Genomic DNA, 14,364 nt, shown 5'->3' with positions numbered 1-14,364 from the left:
TATTCATTGAGTAGAAGCTTTTCATACTTTAGGCATTATCCATATAAAAAGAAAATCCTCCTTTCTCAGGAGGATTTCTTATTTTCTCAACATATACCAAATAACAACCTCTACCACTACAAGCAACACCGCACCAGAAATCATTAACGTCGTTTTCTTTAATAGTTCATTTTCACGATGCGGTATATTACATAAATAAGCACCTAGTGTAATCCGTGATGGGCAAGCGATTGTCGCTACTGATGATGCGGTGTTTTGAAGTGTTGTGACGTATTGCCACGGGAGTGCTACGTTTTGTGCTGTTTGCATTTGTAATTTTATAAACATTGCATTTGATCCTGCGTTACTACCTGTTAAAAAACCGCCAATACCTCCAATGAACGGAGCAACGAAAACGAAAAATGTACCAAATGTTTCACCAGCTGTTTTTGCAAGTAATGAATGCATGCCAGATGCCCCCATGAGTTCTGCAATCGCAATAAACATTGTCGTTGTAATAGCGAAAGGAATCCATTGTTTAATCGTTTGCGAGAGTGATTGTTTAATAATGTGAGACGGAATACGGAAGAAAATAATCGTAAATAAACAAGTCATACCGAGCCAAAATCCCGGTGAATATAGCATTTCTAGTTTGTACGAATATGATTTCAAATCGAGAACTGCATACGATTTTAGCAAATCATGTAATGCTGGAACGAGGCGAGAAAGCAAAATACAAACGGTTAAGAATATATAAGGGCTAATAATTTTTATAATAGATACTTCTCTCTCCGTTGCCGCAGCATGTTCTGTTATTAAATTTTGTTCACTTTTTCCTTTTAGTTTAATGATAAGAAAGCCAAATGTAATCGTAACGATAGAGCTTAATATACCTGCTAGTTCAACACTTACGTATGCGTTAGAAAGATAGATTCCGAGAGAAAATAATAGAAAGAATCCTACTCCTTCTTTCCACTTTTCAATAACAGCCTTCCAGCCACCAACAACGTGTAAAGAAAGAATGACGAAGTACGCAAACATCGGGATACTTAATAGTGCTGTATTTGTGCCAAGTGTCGTGAGTGGCATATTTATAAGCTGCGAACCGATAATCGTACCTGTTGCCATCGCTCCCCATGAACTAGCTAGTAACCCGATAAATGAGAGCAGTACAGCTTGAAACGGTTTATATCCTAATGAAAGAAAAATAGGTGCCGCGACCATGAAGCCAATACCGAATCCACTTACTGATTCAATAAGCGGGCAAATGCCAAAACACATAAGCAGCATTTGTAATAAGCGATCGTGAGTAACTTCTTCTAGAAAACGTGCTACTTGATCGATGTATCCCATTTTGTTCATGAGGTGAAATAAAAAAATACCGAAAAATAAAACGTATCCAACAATAAAACAAATTAACGAACCTTTAATCGTTGCGTGCACAGTTTCACTTATCCCTAACCGAAATGTTGGCGAGAGTAAAACAATTCCAACAGAAACGGCATAAGAAATTAATGAGGACCTTAATGACGTTTGTTTAAATAAAAATAAACAAATGAAAATCATCATAATTGGGATAAGTGCCAATAATACGGACATGTTATCATCTCATTTCGTTTAAAATACAATTTTTAACTATTATATAACAGATGGAATCACTTTCAATTGTTTTTATAACAGAATCAAAAAAGAACCAACGCGGCTCTTTTTTGATTTAATCCCAGTTTCTTTTATCTTGAAAAACCGTCTGCTGCCTAATTATTTTGTCTAACATAACAAACACAATATAAGCACATATTACTTGCAATACAATATTCCCAAGCTTTATTAATTCAAATGAATAGATCCACCGGAATAATTCATTTAATAATACAATCGAAACGATACTAAATAGTTCTATACTAATCGAAAATATACATACTTCTAAAATAGATTGCTCTTGAATGCGATTTAAGTTGGAAAAGATGAATACATACCCTAAAAATAGAGCCATCACCTCTATTTTCGTCATGCTAATGAGCCAAGCGTATAGTGGTACAGTTAAAAGAAGATATAGTAGTTTCCGTCTTAGCATGCTTTCTCACCTCTAAATTATATGTATTTTCTGTATATTTTAACATTTATTACGCAAAACAAAAAGAAGAGACTTATGCCTCTTCTTTTTGTTTTGTTGCCTGTATTAATTCACATATTTCTTCTCGTTTTTCATTTTCTAACAGCTCAATAACCTTACTCCCAACGACAACTCCGTCACATATTGTAATCATTTCTTCTACATGTTCTTTTGTTGAAATGCCGAATCCTGCAACTACTGGTAAATGCGTATGTGATTTTACCTTTTCTAAGTAACTATGAATCTCACCTTTAAAGTTTTGACGTGCCCCCGTTACGCCTGCTACTGTAACGGCGTAAACGAATCCTTCTGATTCACTCGTAATTTTTTCGATTCTTTCAATAGGACTCGTTACGGTAACAAGTGGAATGAGCGCAATGCTTGCCTCGCGAAGTAACGGGGCAATAATGTCTTGTTCTTCATATGGTAAGTCTGGAACGATGATGCCGTCTACACCTGCTTCCGTACAGTTCTCGATGAATCGTTCTTTTCCGAATGCAAGTACCGGATTTAAATATGTCATGAGTACAAATGGAATTTGTACTTCTTTCCTCACCTCTATTAACGCTTGAAAAATACCTTTTAATGTTACGCCGCTATCTAGCGCTCGTTTCCCTGCTCTTTGAATCGTTGGGCCGTCTGCGACTGGATCTGAAAACGGAATACCGATTTCAACGATGCTTGCTCCTGCTTCATCTAAAAAACGAATTCTTTCTTTTAATTTTTCAAGTCCACCATCTCCGCCCATTACGTACGGAATAAATGCTTTTTTACCATTTTCAAACGCTGCTTTAATTTTTTCTACTCCCATTGTTTACACCTCTTCCATATAACGTTTTATACTCTCTACATCTTTATCGCCACGGCCAGATAAACAAATGACCAGCCCTTCGTCTTGCTTCATTTGCGGTGCTAATTTTAAAGCGTACGCGACAGCATGTGAACTTTCTAGCGCCGGAATAATCCCTTCTTTTTTCGTTAATAATTGAAATGCCTCTAGTGCTTCATCGTCTGTGATTGAATGATAAGAAACGCGGCCAATATCTTTTAGCAAACTATGTTCTGGCCCAACGCCAGGATAATCAAGTCCTGCTGAAATAGAGTGTGCTTCTTGAATTTGTCCTTCTTCATTTTGCAGAAGGTACATCATCGATCCGTGTAAAACACCGACGCTTCCTTTCGTTAATGTCGCTGCATGTTTCTCTGTATGAACGCCTTTTCCAGCTGCCTCTACGCCGTAAAGAGCAACATCTTCATCGTGTACGAACGGATAAAACATTCCCATCGCGTTACTACCACCGCCAATGCAAGCAACAACTGCTTCTGGTAATTTCCCTTCTAGCGCTTCATATTGTTTTTTCGTTTCTTTCCCAATTACACTTTGGAAATCACGAACAATTTGCGGGAATGGATGCGGTCCAAGAACGGATCCCATAATGTAGTGCGTATCATGCACATGTGAAACCCAGTAGCGAAGCGCCTCGTTCACCGCATCTTTTAATGTGCCGCTACCTGCCGCTACACTTTCTACTTTCGCTCCGAGTAATTCCATTCGAAACACATTTAATTTTTGACGTCTTACATCTTCTTCTCCCATAAAGATGACGCATTCTAATCCAAGAAGGGCACATACAGTAGCTGTTGCCACTCCGTGTTGTCCTGCTCCTGTTTCAGCGACAACCTTTTTCTTGCCCATTCTTACTGCAAGAAGTGCCTGACCGATTGTATTGTTAATTTTATGAGCTCCTGTATGGTTCAAATCTTCACGTTTTAAATAAATCTTTGCCCCTCCGCAATACTTCGTCATATTTTCAGCGAAATAAAGCGGTGTTTCTCTTCCGACGTACGTTTTTAAATAGTGATTTAATTCTTTTTGAAACGCTTCATCTTCCATTGCCTCTTTATATGCTTCTTCTAGCTCTAATACAGATTGCATTAATGTTTCTGGAACGTATCGTCCTCCGTATATACCGTAGTGACCTTTTTCATCTGGGTATGCGTAGTTCATTTGGAACACTCCTTCGCTTTTATAATAAATTGTTTTATTTTCTTTATATCTTTCTTTCCTTCTGTCTCTACTCCGCTGCTCACATCAACCATATAAGGCTGAACAGTTCGAATTGCTTCGTCTATATTAAGGACGTTTAATCCACCAGCTAATATCGTTTTCCCTCGCAACTCGTTTGGCATATGAGCGAGTAACTCCCATGAAAATGTCTTTCCATTTCCTCCGTGAAACTTTTCTTTTGGGCTATCAAACAATATAAACTCCGTTTCATATACTTGAGCGTTTTTCATATCACTCTCTGAAGTTACTCCTAGCGCTTTTATAGACGGAATATTCAATCTTTCAATTTGATAATTATCTTCATTTCCATGTAATTGCACATGTGTTAACCCGCACTCATCTGCAATTTTCTGGATCATGTCTACTGATTCATTTACGAAAACACCGACCTTTAAAACATGTGCCGGAATCACCTCAATAATTTCTTTCGCTCTCTCTGGAGTGATTTTCCGTTTACTTTCTGCAAAAACAAATCCAATTGCATCCGCACCATATTCGCATGCAATTTTTGCTGTTTCCATATCAGTGATCCCGCAAATTTTCACTTTCATATGTTCACCTTACAATCTTCAAAAAAGCTACGAATAGAAGACGATGTCATAAGCGCTTCTCCGACTAATACGCCTTTTGCTCCGGCTCGTTTGACACGGATGATATCCTCTTTTGAATGAATACCACTTTCACTAATCCAAAATAGATTTTCCTCATTCAGTCGTTTTCCAAGCTTTTCTGTTTGGCTTAAATCGACTTCGAACGTTTTTAAATTGCGGTTGTTAATACCGATAACGTGCGGATTTAATTGGATTGCAATTTCTAATTCCTGTTCATCATGAACTTCAACGATTGCTTCTAATCCTTTTTCTAGTACGTAGCTATACAGCTCTTTTAATTTCTCTTTCGTTAACGCCGCTACGATTAGCAAAATAATATCTGCTCCTGCTTCGTATGCTCTATCAATTTGAATCTTATCAATTATAAAATCTTTGCATAAAAGCGGTATGTTACTTTCTTCTCTTGCCGTTTGTAAATCGTGAAACGATCCTTTAAAAAATTGACCGTCTGTTAAAACAGAAACTGCACCAGCGCCGCATTCTTCATATGTTTTCACTTGCTTTCGTACATCAACGTGTAAGTTAATATCTCCTTTTGATGGTGATGCTCGCTTTACTTCTGCAATGACAGTAAATTGATCTAAAGCTTTTACAAGTGAGTGTGTTTTTCTGTTTTCTTTTACTGGTGTATACGTTTTATATAACTCCGCAACTTCCACTTTCTTCTGCTCTACAATTTTGTCTAAAATCGTCCCCACTTTAATTCACCCTTTCTAATTTTTCGTTACTTGCTGCAATTAATACGTTTAGTTTCGCTAATGCTTTTCCAGAGTCAATGCTATGCGTTGCTAGTTTAATTCCTTCTTCAATCGTTTCTGCTTTTCCATTTGCAAAAAGAGCAAGACCTGCATTGAATAAAACGGTATCGCGATAAACACTCTTTTCTCCGCTCAATACTCCAAGTGTAATTTTTGCATTTTCTTTTGGATTCCCGCCTCTAATTTCTTCATTTTTCACTTTTGAGAAACCGTATTTCTCAGGCACAATACTCATTTCTACTATTTCATTATCTTTTAAAACGACGACATGATTTTCCCCTTGCAATGAAGCTTCATCTAAAAAGCCACTTCCATTTACAACAAGCGCTTGTTTCCGCCCTAGCTTTTGTAACACTTGCGCAACTGGTAATAACATATCTCGTTTATAAATGCCGACAAATTGTGTTTCTAAATTCACCGGATTTGTTAAAGGGCCAATTAAGTTAAAGATTGTCGGTACATTTAATTCTTTTCTTATTTTCATAATGCGCCTTAGTGCTGGATGCATCGCTGGTGCAAATAAGAAGGCAATTCCTACATTCTCTAATAAATAGTCAATCTCACCCGGCGTACAACTAATATTTACACCAAGTTCTTCTAATAAATCAGCACTACCTGTTTTACTAGAAACAGCACGGTTTCCATGCTTCGCAACCTTTACACCTGCTCCTGCCAGTACGAATGCCGATGTTGTACTTATATTGAACGTTTGCGCACCGTCACCACCTGTCCCGCAATTGTCCATCGCACCTTTTATATGATTCGAAAACGGTAATGCCTTTTCACGAAGAGCACGAACGAGACCGTATATTTCATCTGCAGTTTCACCTTTTGCTTTCAGTAAGACTAGGAAAGCTGCAATTTCACTTTCTAATAGGTTTTCACTTAATAAAAGAAGTCCCGCCCTATACATTTCCTCTTCTGTTAAATGTTGTCCCTCCATTAATTTGCGAAGATAGTTATTCATACTCTTTCCTCCTCTTTCACTTCTGCTAAAAAGGCACGTATTAATTTCCCGCCTTCTTCTGTTGCAATTGATTCCGGATGAAACTGTAATCCGAAAAGCGGATAATAATTGTGACGAACTGCCATTATTTCGCCGTCGTCCATCGCTGTCGCAAGTATGTCAAAACACTCTGGCAAGCTCGTTTGCGCTGCAACAAGAGAATGATAGCGCATTGCTGTAAGCGGCTGCGTTACGTATGAAAAGATTGACGTTCCATTATGTTTCACACGCGATGTTTTTCCATGTTTAATGCGCTCTGCTCTTACAATGTCCCCTCCAAATGCTGATATAATTGCTTGATGGCCAAGGCAAATCCCTAATATGGGAACGTTCTTATAAAAATGATGAATGACATCGATACAAATACCAGCATCTTCCGGTTTCCCTGGTCCTGGTGAAAGCACAATTCCTTTTGGATTCATCGCTTCTAATTGCTCTATCGTTATTTGATCATTTCTTACGACGACAATATCCTCTTCGTATTCACCTAACAGTTGATACAAGTTGTATGTGAATGAATCGTAATTATCAATCAGTACAATCATTTCATTACCTCCAAAAGTGCTCTCGCTTTATTTAATGTTTCTTCATATTCAGCTACTGGATCTGAATCGTACACGATGCCTGCTCCCGCCTGAACGTACGCTTTTTCATCTTTTACAACCATCGTTCGAATTGCGAGCGCCATATCAAGATTACCTGAAAAACTAACGTATCCAACTGCACCGGCGTATACATTTCTTTTTTCTTTCTCTAGTTCATTTATAATTTCCATCGCTCTAATTTTCGGAGCTCCTGATACTGTGCCAGCTGGCAGGCAATAAGCTAATGCATCAAAACCGCTCATTCTTTTTCGCAATGTTCCGTAAACTTCAGATACAATGTGCATAACGTGAGAATATTTTTCTACTTTCATATATTTATCTATTGTAACTGAGCCGATTTCACTCACTCTGCCAATATCGTTTCGTCCAAGATCTACAAGCATCATATGCTCTGCTCGCTCTTTCTCATTGCCTAATAATTCTTTTTCTATTTCCTCATCTTCTCTCTTCGTTTTCCCTCTTGGCCTCGTACCAGCAATTGGATTTGTCATCACTTTATCGCCCCGTACTGATAGCAAACTTTCCGGTGAAGAACCGAGTACAACATAATCTTGGAAATCGATATAAAACATATATGGTGATGGGTTCGCAATTCTAAGTTTTCGGTATAACGCGAATGGATCACCAATACATTCACTTTGCAAACGCTGCGACAATACGACTTGGAATATGTCCCCGGCTCGTATATGTTCTTTCGCCGTTTCTACCATGTCGCAAAACTCTGTTTCAGTTATGGAAGAAGTGAATGATAACGTTGATTGTATTTCATTTCCTTCCGTTTCTTCTCCCTCCAATACTTCATTTTTGTATACTTGCAACCTTTCATACACTTCTTCATAATCTGCTGAATCATCTTTCCTGCATACGTATACAAACGACAACTTTTGGCGTAAATGATCGTAAACGATAAACTCGCGATACAGTAAAAGGTGTACTTCTGGAATATTCAATGGATCGTGTAAATCTGCTCCAATGTTTTCATATTGTCGAATGACATCATAGCCAATATAACCAACTGCTCCTCCGCAAAATGGGAATGGACTTTCTACTTGCGTTGGTGCAATTACTTCTTCTAACACTTGTAACACGTTATCTTGCAACTTTTCTATTTGCCCGTATGTCGTTCGTTCTACTTCCGTACCCACGCTTTTCACTTCACCATACGGATTACATCCTAAGTAAGAATAACGTCCTTTATCTTGATGAAGCTGTGAGCTTTCCAGTAAAAACTTCTTCTTTCCGTTCATACGTCTATATAAAGAAATTGGCGTAATGCTATCTCCTTCTTCTTCAGCTATTACTAAAAATGTTTTTCCTTGTTCTTTTCGCTTTATAAATTCTTCTTTCGTCATCATGTCCTTCACCTCGCCCGGAAAAATAAAAAAGCCCTCTACATATCGAAAATATGTAGAGGACGATAAATATACCGCGGTACCACCTCATGTTGGATGCAAAAGCATCCCGCTTTATTCAGGTACAAAATTTATACCTTATCCTTGTAACGGCGGAACCCGGGTTGCCTACTGAAAATAATTGTTCAGCATACCTCTCGTAAGCCCATTCCGTATATGGCACCGCACCGGGCTCCCACCTATCCCCAGCTCTCTGAAACGTCTCCAATATACGTACTCTTCTTACTTAAACGATTTCATTTATTTAATTTTTTGTATACAAAAAGGGAGTACTCATCCTATAGAAAGGACGGGTACTCCCGTGGTGCCACCTTAATTCGTTACGACTGTAACGCACTTTACCGTATCAAAAACAATACGTGTCTCTTGTATCGATGAGATCATGTCGCCAAAGCCTACTTCTTTCGTTTCGGTTTGGAAGCTCCGAAGCCCATTCCACATCAATCCCATACTGATTCGCACCAACCATCAGCTCTCTGACATGTTCATCATGTGTACTCTTCTTCATCAACGCTTGCATTTTTTTAAGTTGCACTCATTATAGACCTAACTTTTTTCATAAGTCAATATTTTTTTGAAAAAATTATTTTTTTCTTGTTTCAATATTATATTGACAAAACAATCTCTTTTTATGTAAATATAATAAATACTCTATTGAAATTAAGCTTTTTTGTCTTATATTTATATATCAAAAAAATAAATCATTGTCAAAAAACGCTTACATTTCAGAAAATTCATATTTCAGCATGGATTTTTCTGAATAATCATGATAGATTATGAATATGCATAACGCATCAAAAGACATGACAAAAGGAAGGGGAACTACATGAGTACGCAGATGTTAACTTTAACTTCTATCTCTATTTACATGCTCGGGATGTTAGTAATCGGCTATTTCGCCTATAAACGAACGTCCAACTTAACAGATTATATGCTTGGCGGGCGTACACTAGGCCCCGCAGTAACAGCATTAAGTGCTGGAGCATCCGATATGAGCGGTTGGCTTTTAATGGGATTACCCGGTGCAATGTTTAGCGTTGGATTAAGTAGTAGTTGGATTGCGATCGGCCTAACACTAGGCGCATACGCAAACTGGCTTTATGTCGCTCCTCGCTTACGTACCTACTCTGAAATTGCAAATAACTCTATTACTATTCCAGAATTTTTGGAACACCGTTTCCACGACAAATCTCACATGCTACGCTTAGTATCTGGACTTGTTATTATGATTTTCTTTACTTTCTATGTAGCTTCAGGGCTAGTTTCAGGCGCTGTATTATTTGAAAATTCCTTTGGTATGAACTATCATGTTGGATTATTCATTGTCGCAGCAGTTGTTGTAGCTTACACGCTATTTGGTGGTTTCTTAGCTGTAAGTTGGACAGACTTCGTGCAAGGAATCATTATGGTAATTGCTCTTATTCTTGTTCCTATCGTAACAATTATGAATTCGAATGGACTTGGACCTGCATTTGATACAATTCGATCTGTAGATCCAACACGCTTAGATATTTTTAAAGGTGCCTCTACTTTAGGAATGATTTCTTTATTCGCATGGGGCCTTGGTTATGTTGGACAACCTCATATTATTGTACGCTTTATGGCGATTTCGTCTGTAAAAGAAATTAAAAGCGCACGAAGAATTGGTATGAGCTGGATGATTTTCTCTGTTGTCGGAGCTATGTTTACTGGTCTTATCGGTATTGCTTACTATTCACAACAAGGGTTGACATTATCTAACCCAGAGACAATTTTCCTTGAACTTGGAAAAATTTTATTCCATCCACTTATTACTGGATTTTTATTAGCAGCTATTTTAGCGGCTATTATGAGTACAATCTCATCTCAGTTACTCGTTACTTCAAGTGCGGTAACTGAAGATTTATATCGTACATTCTTTAAACGTTCTGCTTCTGATAAAGAGCTTGTATTTGTCGGTCGTATGGCTGTACTTGGTATTGCATTAATCGGATGCGCTTTAGCGTTTAAACAAAATGATACGATTTTAGCTCTTGTTGGATATGCTTGGGCTGGATTTGGTTCTTCATTTGGACCTGCTATTTTATTGAGTTTATATTGGAAACGTATGACAAAATGGGGCGCGCTTGCTGGTATGATTTCTGGTGCTGCGACTGTTATTATATGGACACAATTTAAATTCTTAAAAGACTTCTTATATGAAATGATTCCTGGTTTCGCTATTAGTTTACTAGTGATCATAATTGTTAGTTTACTAACGCAATCTTCAAAAGAAGTTGAAGAACAATTTGAGAATTTTGAAAAACAACATAATCTATAAAGGGAAAGCTCTGCTGTTACAATAACAGCAGAGTTTTTTTAATCAAAGTTCGACAATCTTCTTCGCGAACTTAACAAATTCTTTATGTTTCGTTAAATTTAGCATAACACTACTCCTTTATAGTGTTAGTATCAGCACTTATACAGAAAGGGGACTCCAATATGTTAGCATCTTTCCAGCAACAACAAACACGAAAATTTTCACCTATTACAAACGCTTCTACTTCTTGTTTACACATACAACCTAAACCTACAATTTCCATTGCTCCTTCTGTTATTTCAGTTATTGGTGTTCATATGCAAAAAAATAAGTTAAAAATAAAAACTGGGCAAAGCACTGAATTATCAGCTTCTATTTCGCCAAAGCAAGCGACAAATCAAGAGCTTATTTGGACAAATATGAACTCTGATGTCATCACCATATATCCAAAAGGTGATACGGTAACGATTACTGGAAAAAGTGCAGGAAGAGCAGTCGTAATTGTTACAACTGCTGAAGGAAAATTCCGCGACTTATGTGTCATTCATGTACAACCTTATATAATAAATCCAAAGTAAAAGAGTGGCTTCCTTAGCCACTCTTTTACTTTGTTTCAATATTTGAGTTTTTACTCTTTACAAGATAGATAAATCGCTCCTTATCTTTAGGAGAAATAATCTCTGTTTCATATGCCCCGTAAGCAATTTCAAGTCGATCAAATGACAATGCATGAGCTGCTATTGGATTTTTCGTTTCGGAAATTTGTTTTATATCTCGTATAAATATGCGTTTTTTAACGAAACCGGATTGAATAGTAATGATTTCTTCCCCGACAATATATTTTGTCGAAAACCAACTCCAACTAAATAGGATAGCTAACGGAATTGTAAAAAATAAGAGAAAGTAGTCTCTCCCTACAAATATTGGTGCAAAACAAGCACTCACAACAATGAAAAAAACTGGATATAACCATGCATCTTTTTTTGATGGAAATTCCATTCCCCTCCCCCTTCTTCACCTAAATTTCTATAAAACAAAAAGAGAAGCCACACAACTTCTCTTTTCTCCTCCAACATTATAATTCCTGTGTATACACAGGCTCGTTCACCACATTTTTTGTTGTTCGTTTTTGTTGCTGTAGTAAGAAAACAGATACACCAAACAATACGAGCATGCTACCGATAATTTGCATTGCGTTTAATGTTTCTCCAAGTAGGAAGAACGCTAGTATCGATGCTCCAACTGGTTCTCCTAAAATACTCATTGAAATCGTTGTTGCATTCACATAATTTAACAGCCAGTTATTGATTACATGTGACACTGTCGGTACGACCGCAAGTAAAAGAAAAACAGTCCAGTCCCACTTCGTATAACCTGTAAAAGGCACTTGTAGCACGATATTATAAATTCCCATGAAAATACCTGCGAATGCAAAGACTGTAAAGCTGTAAATCCAGTGTGATACTTTTTTTACTGTCGTTTGACCAATAAATAAATAACCAACCACCGCTATTACACTTAAAAAGGATAATATATCCCCATAAATCGCTTGTTCACTTAGCCCTAAATCTCCCCACCCAATACACATTACGCCTAGTATCGCAATTCCCATTGTCGCAATGGCTGAGTATGTCGTTCTTTCTTTAAATAAGAAAAAGCCTCCTACTAAAGATACGATCGGTTGAAGTGCTAAAATAATCGTCGAACTAGCAACTGTTGTATGCTTTAAAGATTCAAACCATAAAAGAAAATGAAGCGCTAAAAAGAATCCAGATCCAATTAAAAATCCCCAATCTTTTATTTGAATCTTATGAAATTCTTCCCGTTTCTTCCAAACGATTGGCAGCATGATAAGTACGATAATCCATAATCGATACATACTTAAAATAGAAGATGGTGCTGAGGACATCTTTACAAAAACTGCTGCAAATGAAATGGCTATAATGGAAATTGCTAATGGTAGTGCGATTGATCTTTCTTGTTTCAAATCCTGTCTCCCCTCTCACCTGTAAAAATCCCACTTCATTATATCTGTTTTCTTTCATAACTTAAATACTAATTTTTTAGATTCTTCGTACCATTATGGTAAAATAGAAATTAAGGCACCTATTAGTGAATATTTCTTTCCTTTTCACTACAAGCGTCGCTCTTACAATCGTTACAGTAAATTTTTATTTAGGGGGATCTACATGAATCAAACAGTAGGGAGAATTGAAGAAATTTCATTTTATAGCACATCACTTCAAGAAGACGTTACGCTTCTCGTTTACTTACCAGTAAATTACACGCCATTACACAAACATACAGTTGTAATTGCACAAGATGGCAGAGATTATTTTCAGCTTGGTAAAGCACACCGTGTAATTGAAAGTCTTCGTGAAACGGAAGACATTGACCGTACAATTATTGTCGGTATTCCATATAAAAATGTACACGATCGTAAAGAAAAGTATTTCCCAAATGAAGTGAAAAATGCTGCGTATATTCGCTTCCTTGCTCATGAACTTGCACCATATATTGATGAAAATTATCCAACATATCAAATGGGCAAAGGACGTGTTTTAATTGGGGATTCCCTTGGCGGCACAGTTTCCTTTATGACTGCACTTATGTATCCGCATACATTTGGTAAAGTCGTTATGCAATCACCATTTGTTGATGAAACAGTGATGAACTTAGCAAAAGAATTCAAAGATCCACAGGCGTTAGAACTTTATCACGTCATTGGGACAGAAGAAACAGCTGTAAAGCGTACGGACGGACAAGTATCTGATTTCGTAGAACCAAACCGTAATTTGAATGCTCTTCTTACAGATCGAAATTTCATTACGCATTACGAAGAATTTGAAGGGAATCATACATGGAAGTATTGGCAAGCAGATTTACCGAAAGCCTTCTCTCATATTCTATCAATGAAATAATAGAGAGCAGTATTCAGAATAATTTGATATAATAGATAAAGAGATTTATTTTTCTCAAAATCTAACTAGACTTACAAAGGGAGGAATTGGAACATGAAATTAGGCATTGTAATTTTTCCATCTAAAATGATTCAAGATAAAGCGAACGGATTGCGTAAGCGTTATGATCCGCACTACGCATTAGTTCCGCCACATATTACATTGAAAACACCCTTTGAAACGCAAGATGATCAACTAGAATCGATTGTAAACGAGTTACATACAATCGCAAGTAAAACGAACCCTTTCACCCTTCATGTTGGAAAAGTCGGTTCATTCGCACCTGTTAATAATGTTCTTTATTTTAAAGTAGAAAAAACACCTGAACTTACTTTCTTAAATGAAGAAATGCATAATGGTTTCTTTACACAAGAACGCGAATACGCTTTCGTACCACATTTAACAATTGGACAAGGTTTATCAGATGCAGAGCATGCTGATGTATTAGGTCGATTACGTATGAAAGATTTCTATTATGAGCAACCTATCGACCGTTTCCATCTTCTATATCAATTAGAAAATGGAACGTGGACTGTATATGAAACATTCCACCTTGGAAAGGGGAACAACTAAT

At 37.2% G+C, this 14,364-nt stretch carries 15 protein-coding genes and 2 other annotated features; of the genes, 4 read left to right on the top strand and 11 right to left on the bottom strand.

Annotated features, from left to right (window positions below; translation table 11 throughout):
- Nucleotides 1-78 precede the first annotated feature (78 nt).
- From COE49_RS13940 to trpE, 9 genes are all read right to left on the bottom strand, one after another.
- On the bottom strand, nt 79-1,578 hold the full coding sequence (locus COE49_RS13940; protein ID WP_098252428.1) for an L-lactate permease: 1,500 nt from the start codon (nt 1,576-1,578) through the stop codon (nt 79-81).
- A gap of 115 nt (nt 1,579-1,693) precedes the next feature.
- On the bottom strand, nt 1,694-2,053 hold the full coding sequence (locus COE49_RS13935) for a DUF4029 domain-containing protein (protein WP_088231398.1): 360 nt from the start codon (nt 2,051-2,053) through the stop codon (nt 1,694-1,696).
- 73 nt (nt 2,054-2,126) lie between these two features.
- A complete protein-coding gene (gene trpA, locus COE49_RS13930; protein ID WP_098357504.1) occupies nt 2,127-2,903 on the bottom strand; it encodes a tryptophan synthase subunit alpha in 777 nt (258 codons plus the stop codon).
- A 3-nt stretch (nt 2,904-2,906) separates the two neighbouring features.
- Nucleotides 2,907-4,100, bottom strand: coding sequence for a tryptophan synthase subunit beta (gene trpB, locus COE49_RS13925; protein WP_098252430.1), 1,194 nt, complete (start codon nt 4,098-4,100; stop codon nt 2,907-2,909).
- On the bottom strand, nt 4,097-4,711 hold the full coding sequence (locus COE49_RS13920) for a phosphoribosylanthranilate isomerase (protein WP_088231401.1): 615 nt from the start codon (nt 4,709-4,711) through the stop codon (nt 4,097-4,099). The genes trpB and COE49_RS13920 overlap by 4 nt, the downstream gene beginning before the upstream one ends.
- The gene (trpC, locus tag COE49_RS13915) at nt 4,708-5,469 is read right to left on the bottom strand and encodes an indole-3-glycerol phosphate synthase TrpC (RefSeq protein ID WP_088231402.1); all 762 of its coding nucleotides are present in this window, start codon (nt 5,467-5,469) and stop codon (nt 4,708-4,710) included. Before trpC ends, COE49_RS13920 begins: the two co-directional genes overlap by 4 nt.
- 1 nt (nt 5,470) lies before the next feature.
- Nucleotides 5,471-6,496, bottom strand: a complete 1,026-nt coding sequence (gene trpD, locus COE49_RS13910; RefSeq protein ID WP_088231403.1) for an anthranilate phosphoribosyltransferase — start codon at nt 6,494-6,496, stop codon at nt 5,471-5,473.
- Nucleotides 6,493-7,080 (bottom strand): aminodeoxychorismate/anthranilate synthase component II, encoded by a 588-nt coding sequence (locus COE49_RS13905; protein WP_098252431.1) that lies wholly within the window; start codon nt 7,078-7,080, stop codon nt 6,493-6,495. The genes trpD and COE49_RS13905 overlap by 4 nt, the downstream gene beginning before the upstream one ends.
- On the bottom strand, nt 7,077-8,495 hold the full coding sequence (gene trpE, locus COE49_RS13900; protein ID WP_141552143.1) for an anthranilate synthase component I: 1,419 nt from the start codon (nt 8,493-8,495) through the stop codon (nt 7,077-7,079). The genes COE49_RS13905 and trpE overlap by 4 nt, the downstream gene beginning before the upstream one ends.
- A 52-nt stretch (nt 8,496-8,547) precedes the next feature.
- Nucleotides 8,548-8,792, bottom strand: a binding site (T-box leader).
- Between the two features lie 42 nt (nt 8,793-8,834).
- Nucleotides 8,835-9,072: a binding site (T-box leader), on the bottom strand.
- Between the two features lie 306 nt (nt 9,073-9,378).
- Between trpE and putP the strand changes: the two genes are divergently transcribed.
- Both putP and COE49_RS13885 read left to right on the top strand, forming a co-directional pair.
- Entirely contained in the window at nt 9,379-10,851 is a 1,473-nt protein-coding gene (gene putP, locus COE49_RS13890) for a sodium/proline symporter PutP (RefSeq protein WP_088231406.1), read from the top strand.
- Nucleotides 10,852-11,012: 161 nt separating this feature from the next.
- Nucleotides 11,013-11,408, top strand: coding sequence for an Ig-like domain-containing protein (locus COE49_RS13885; protein WP_088231407.1), 396 nt, complete (start codon nt 11,013-11,015; stop codon nt 11,406-11,408).
- Between the two features lie 25 nt (nt 11,409-11,433).
- Here COE49_RS13885 and COE49_RS13880 read toward each other — a convergent pair whose 3' ends face one another.
- Both COE49_RS13880 and COE49_RS13875 read right to left on the bottom strand, forming a co-directional pair.
- Nucleotides 11,434-11,829 carry a PH domain-containing protein gene (locus COE49_RS13880; protein WP_088231408.1) on the bottom strand — a complete coding sequence of 132 codons (396 nt, stop codon included), beginning with the start codon at nt 11,827-11,829 and terminating at the stop codon, nt 11,434-11,436.
- Between the two features lie 76 nt (nt 11,830-11,905).
- Nucleotides 11,906-12,817, bottom strand: a complete 912-nt coding sequence (locus COE49_RS13875) for a DMT family transporter (RefSeq protein ID WP_088231409.1) — start codon at nt 12,815-12,817, stop codon at nt 11,906-11,908.
- 202 nt (nt 12,818-13,019) lie between these two features.
- Here COE49_RS13875 and COE49_RS13870 point away from each other — a divergent pair, with 202 nt between their 5' ends.
- Nucleotides 13,020-13,751 (top strand): alpha/beta hydrolase, encoded by a 732-nt coding sequence (locus COE49_RS13870; RefSeq protein ID WP_088231410.1) that lies wholly within the window; start codon nt 13,020-13,022, stop codon nt 13,749-13,751.
- Nucleotides 13,752-13,844: 93 nt separating this feature from the next.
- A complete protein-coding gene (locus COE49_RS13865; RefSeq protein WP_088231411.1) occupies nt 13,845-14,363 on the top strand; it encodes a YjcG family protein in 519 nt (172 codons plus the stop codon).
- Nucleotide 14,364 lies beyond the last annotated feature (1 nt).

Source organism: Bacillus sp. AFS029637 (genome assembly GCF_002584985.1).
Classification (GTDB): domain Bacteria; phylum Bacillota; class Bacilli; order Bacillales; family Bacillaceae_G; genus Bacillus_A.
The sequence above is the reverse complement of the archived record's forward strand: the minus strand, read 5'-3'. Positions and strand labels throughout refer to the sequence as shown.

Coding starts and splice junctions, on each gene's coding strand:
- putP (WP_088231406.1), top strand. CDS start 9,379: ATGAGTACGCAGATGTTAACTTTAACTTCTATCTCTATTTACATGCTC.
- trpE (WP_141552143.1), bottom strand. CDS start 8,495: ATGATGACGAAAGAAGAATTTATAAAGCGAAAAGAACAAGGAAAAACA.
- COE49_RS13885 (WP_088231407.1), top strand. CDS start 11,013: ATGTTAGCATCTTTCCAGCAACAACAAACACGAAAATTTTCACCTATT.
- COE49_RS13865 (WP_088231411.1), top strand. CDS start 13,845: ATGAAATTAGGCATTGTAATTTTTCCATCTAAAATGATTCAAGATAAA.
- COE49_RS13940 (WP_098252428.1), bottom strand. CDS start 1,578: ATGTCCGTATTATTGGCACTTATCCCAATTATGATGATTTTCATTTGT.
- trpA (WP_098357504.1), bottom strand. CDS start 2,903: ATGGGAGTAGAAAAAATTAAAGCAGCGTTTGAAAATGGTAAAAAAGCA.
- COE49_RS13920 (WP_088231401.1), bottom strand. CDS start 4,711: ATGAAAGTGAAAATTTGCGGGATCACTGATATGGAAACAGCAAAAATT.
- trpB (WP_098252430.1), bottom strand. CDS start 4,100: ATGAACTACGCATACCCAGATGAAAAAGGTCACTACGGTATATACGGA.
- COE49_RS13870 (WP_088231410.1), top strand. CDS start 13,020: ATGAATCAAACAGTAGGGAGAATTGAAGAAATTTCATTTTATAGCACA.
- COE49_RS13935 (WP_088231398.1), bottom strand. CDS start 2,053: ATGCTAAGACGGAAACTACTATATCTTCTTTTAACTGTACCACTATAC.
- COE49_RS13905 (WP_098252431.1), bottom strand. CDS start 7,080: ATGATTGTACTGATTGATAATTACGATTCATTCACATACAACTTGTAT.
- COE49_RS13880 (WP_088231408.1), bottom strand. CDS start 11,829: ATGGAATTTCCATCAAAAAAAGATGCATGGTTATATCCAGTTTTTTTC.
- trpD (WP_088231403.1), bottom strand. CDS start 6,496: ATGAATAACTATCTTCGCAAATTAATGGAGGGACAACATTTAACAGAA.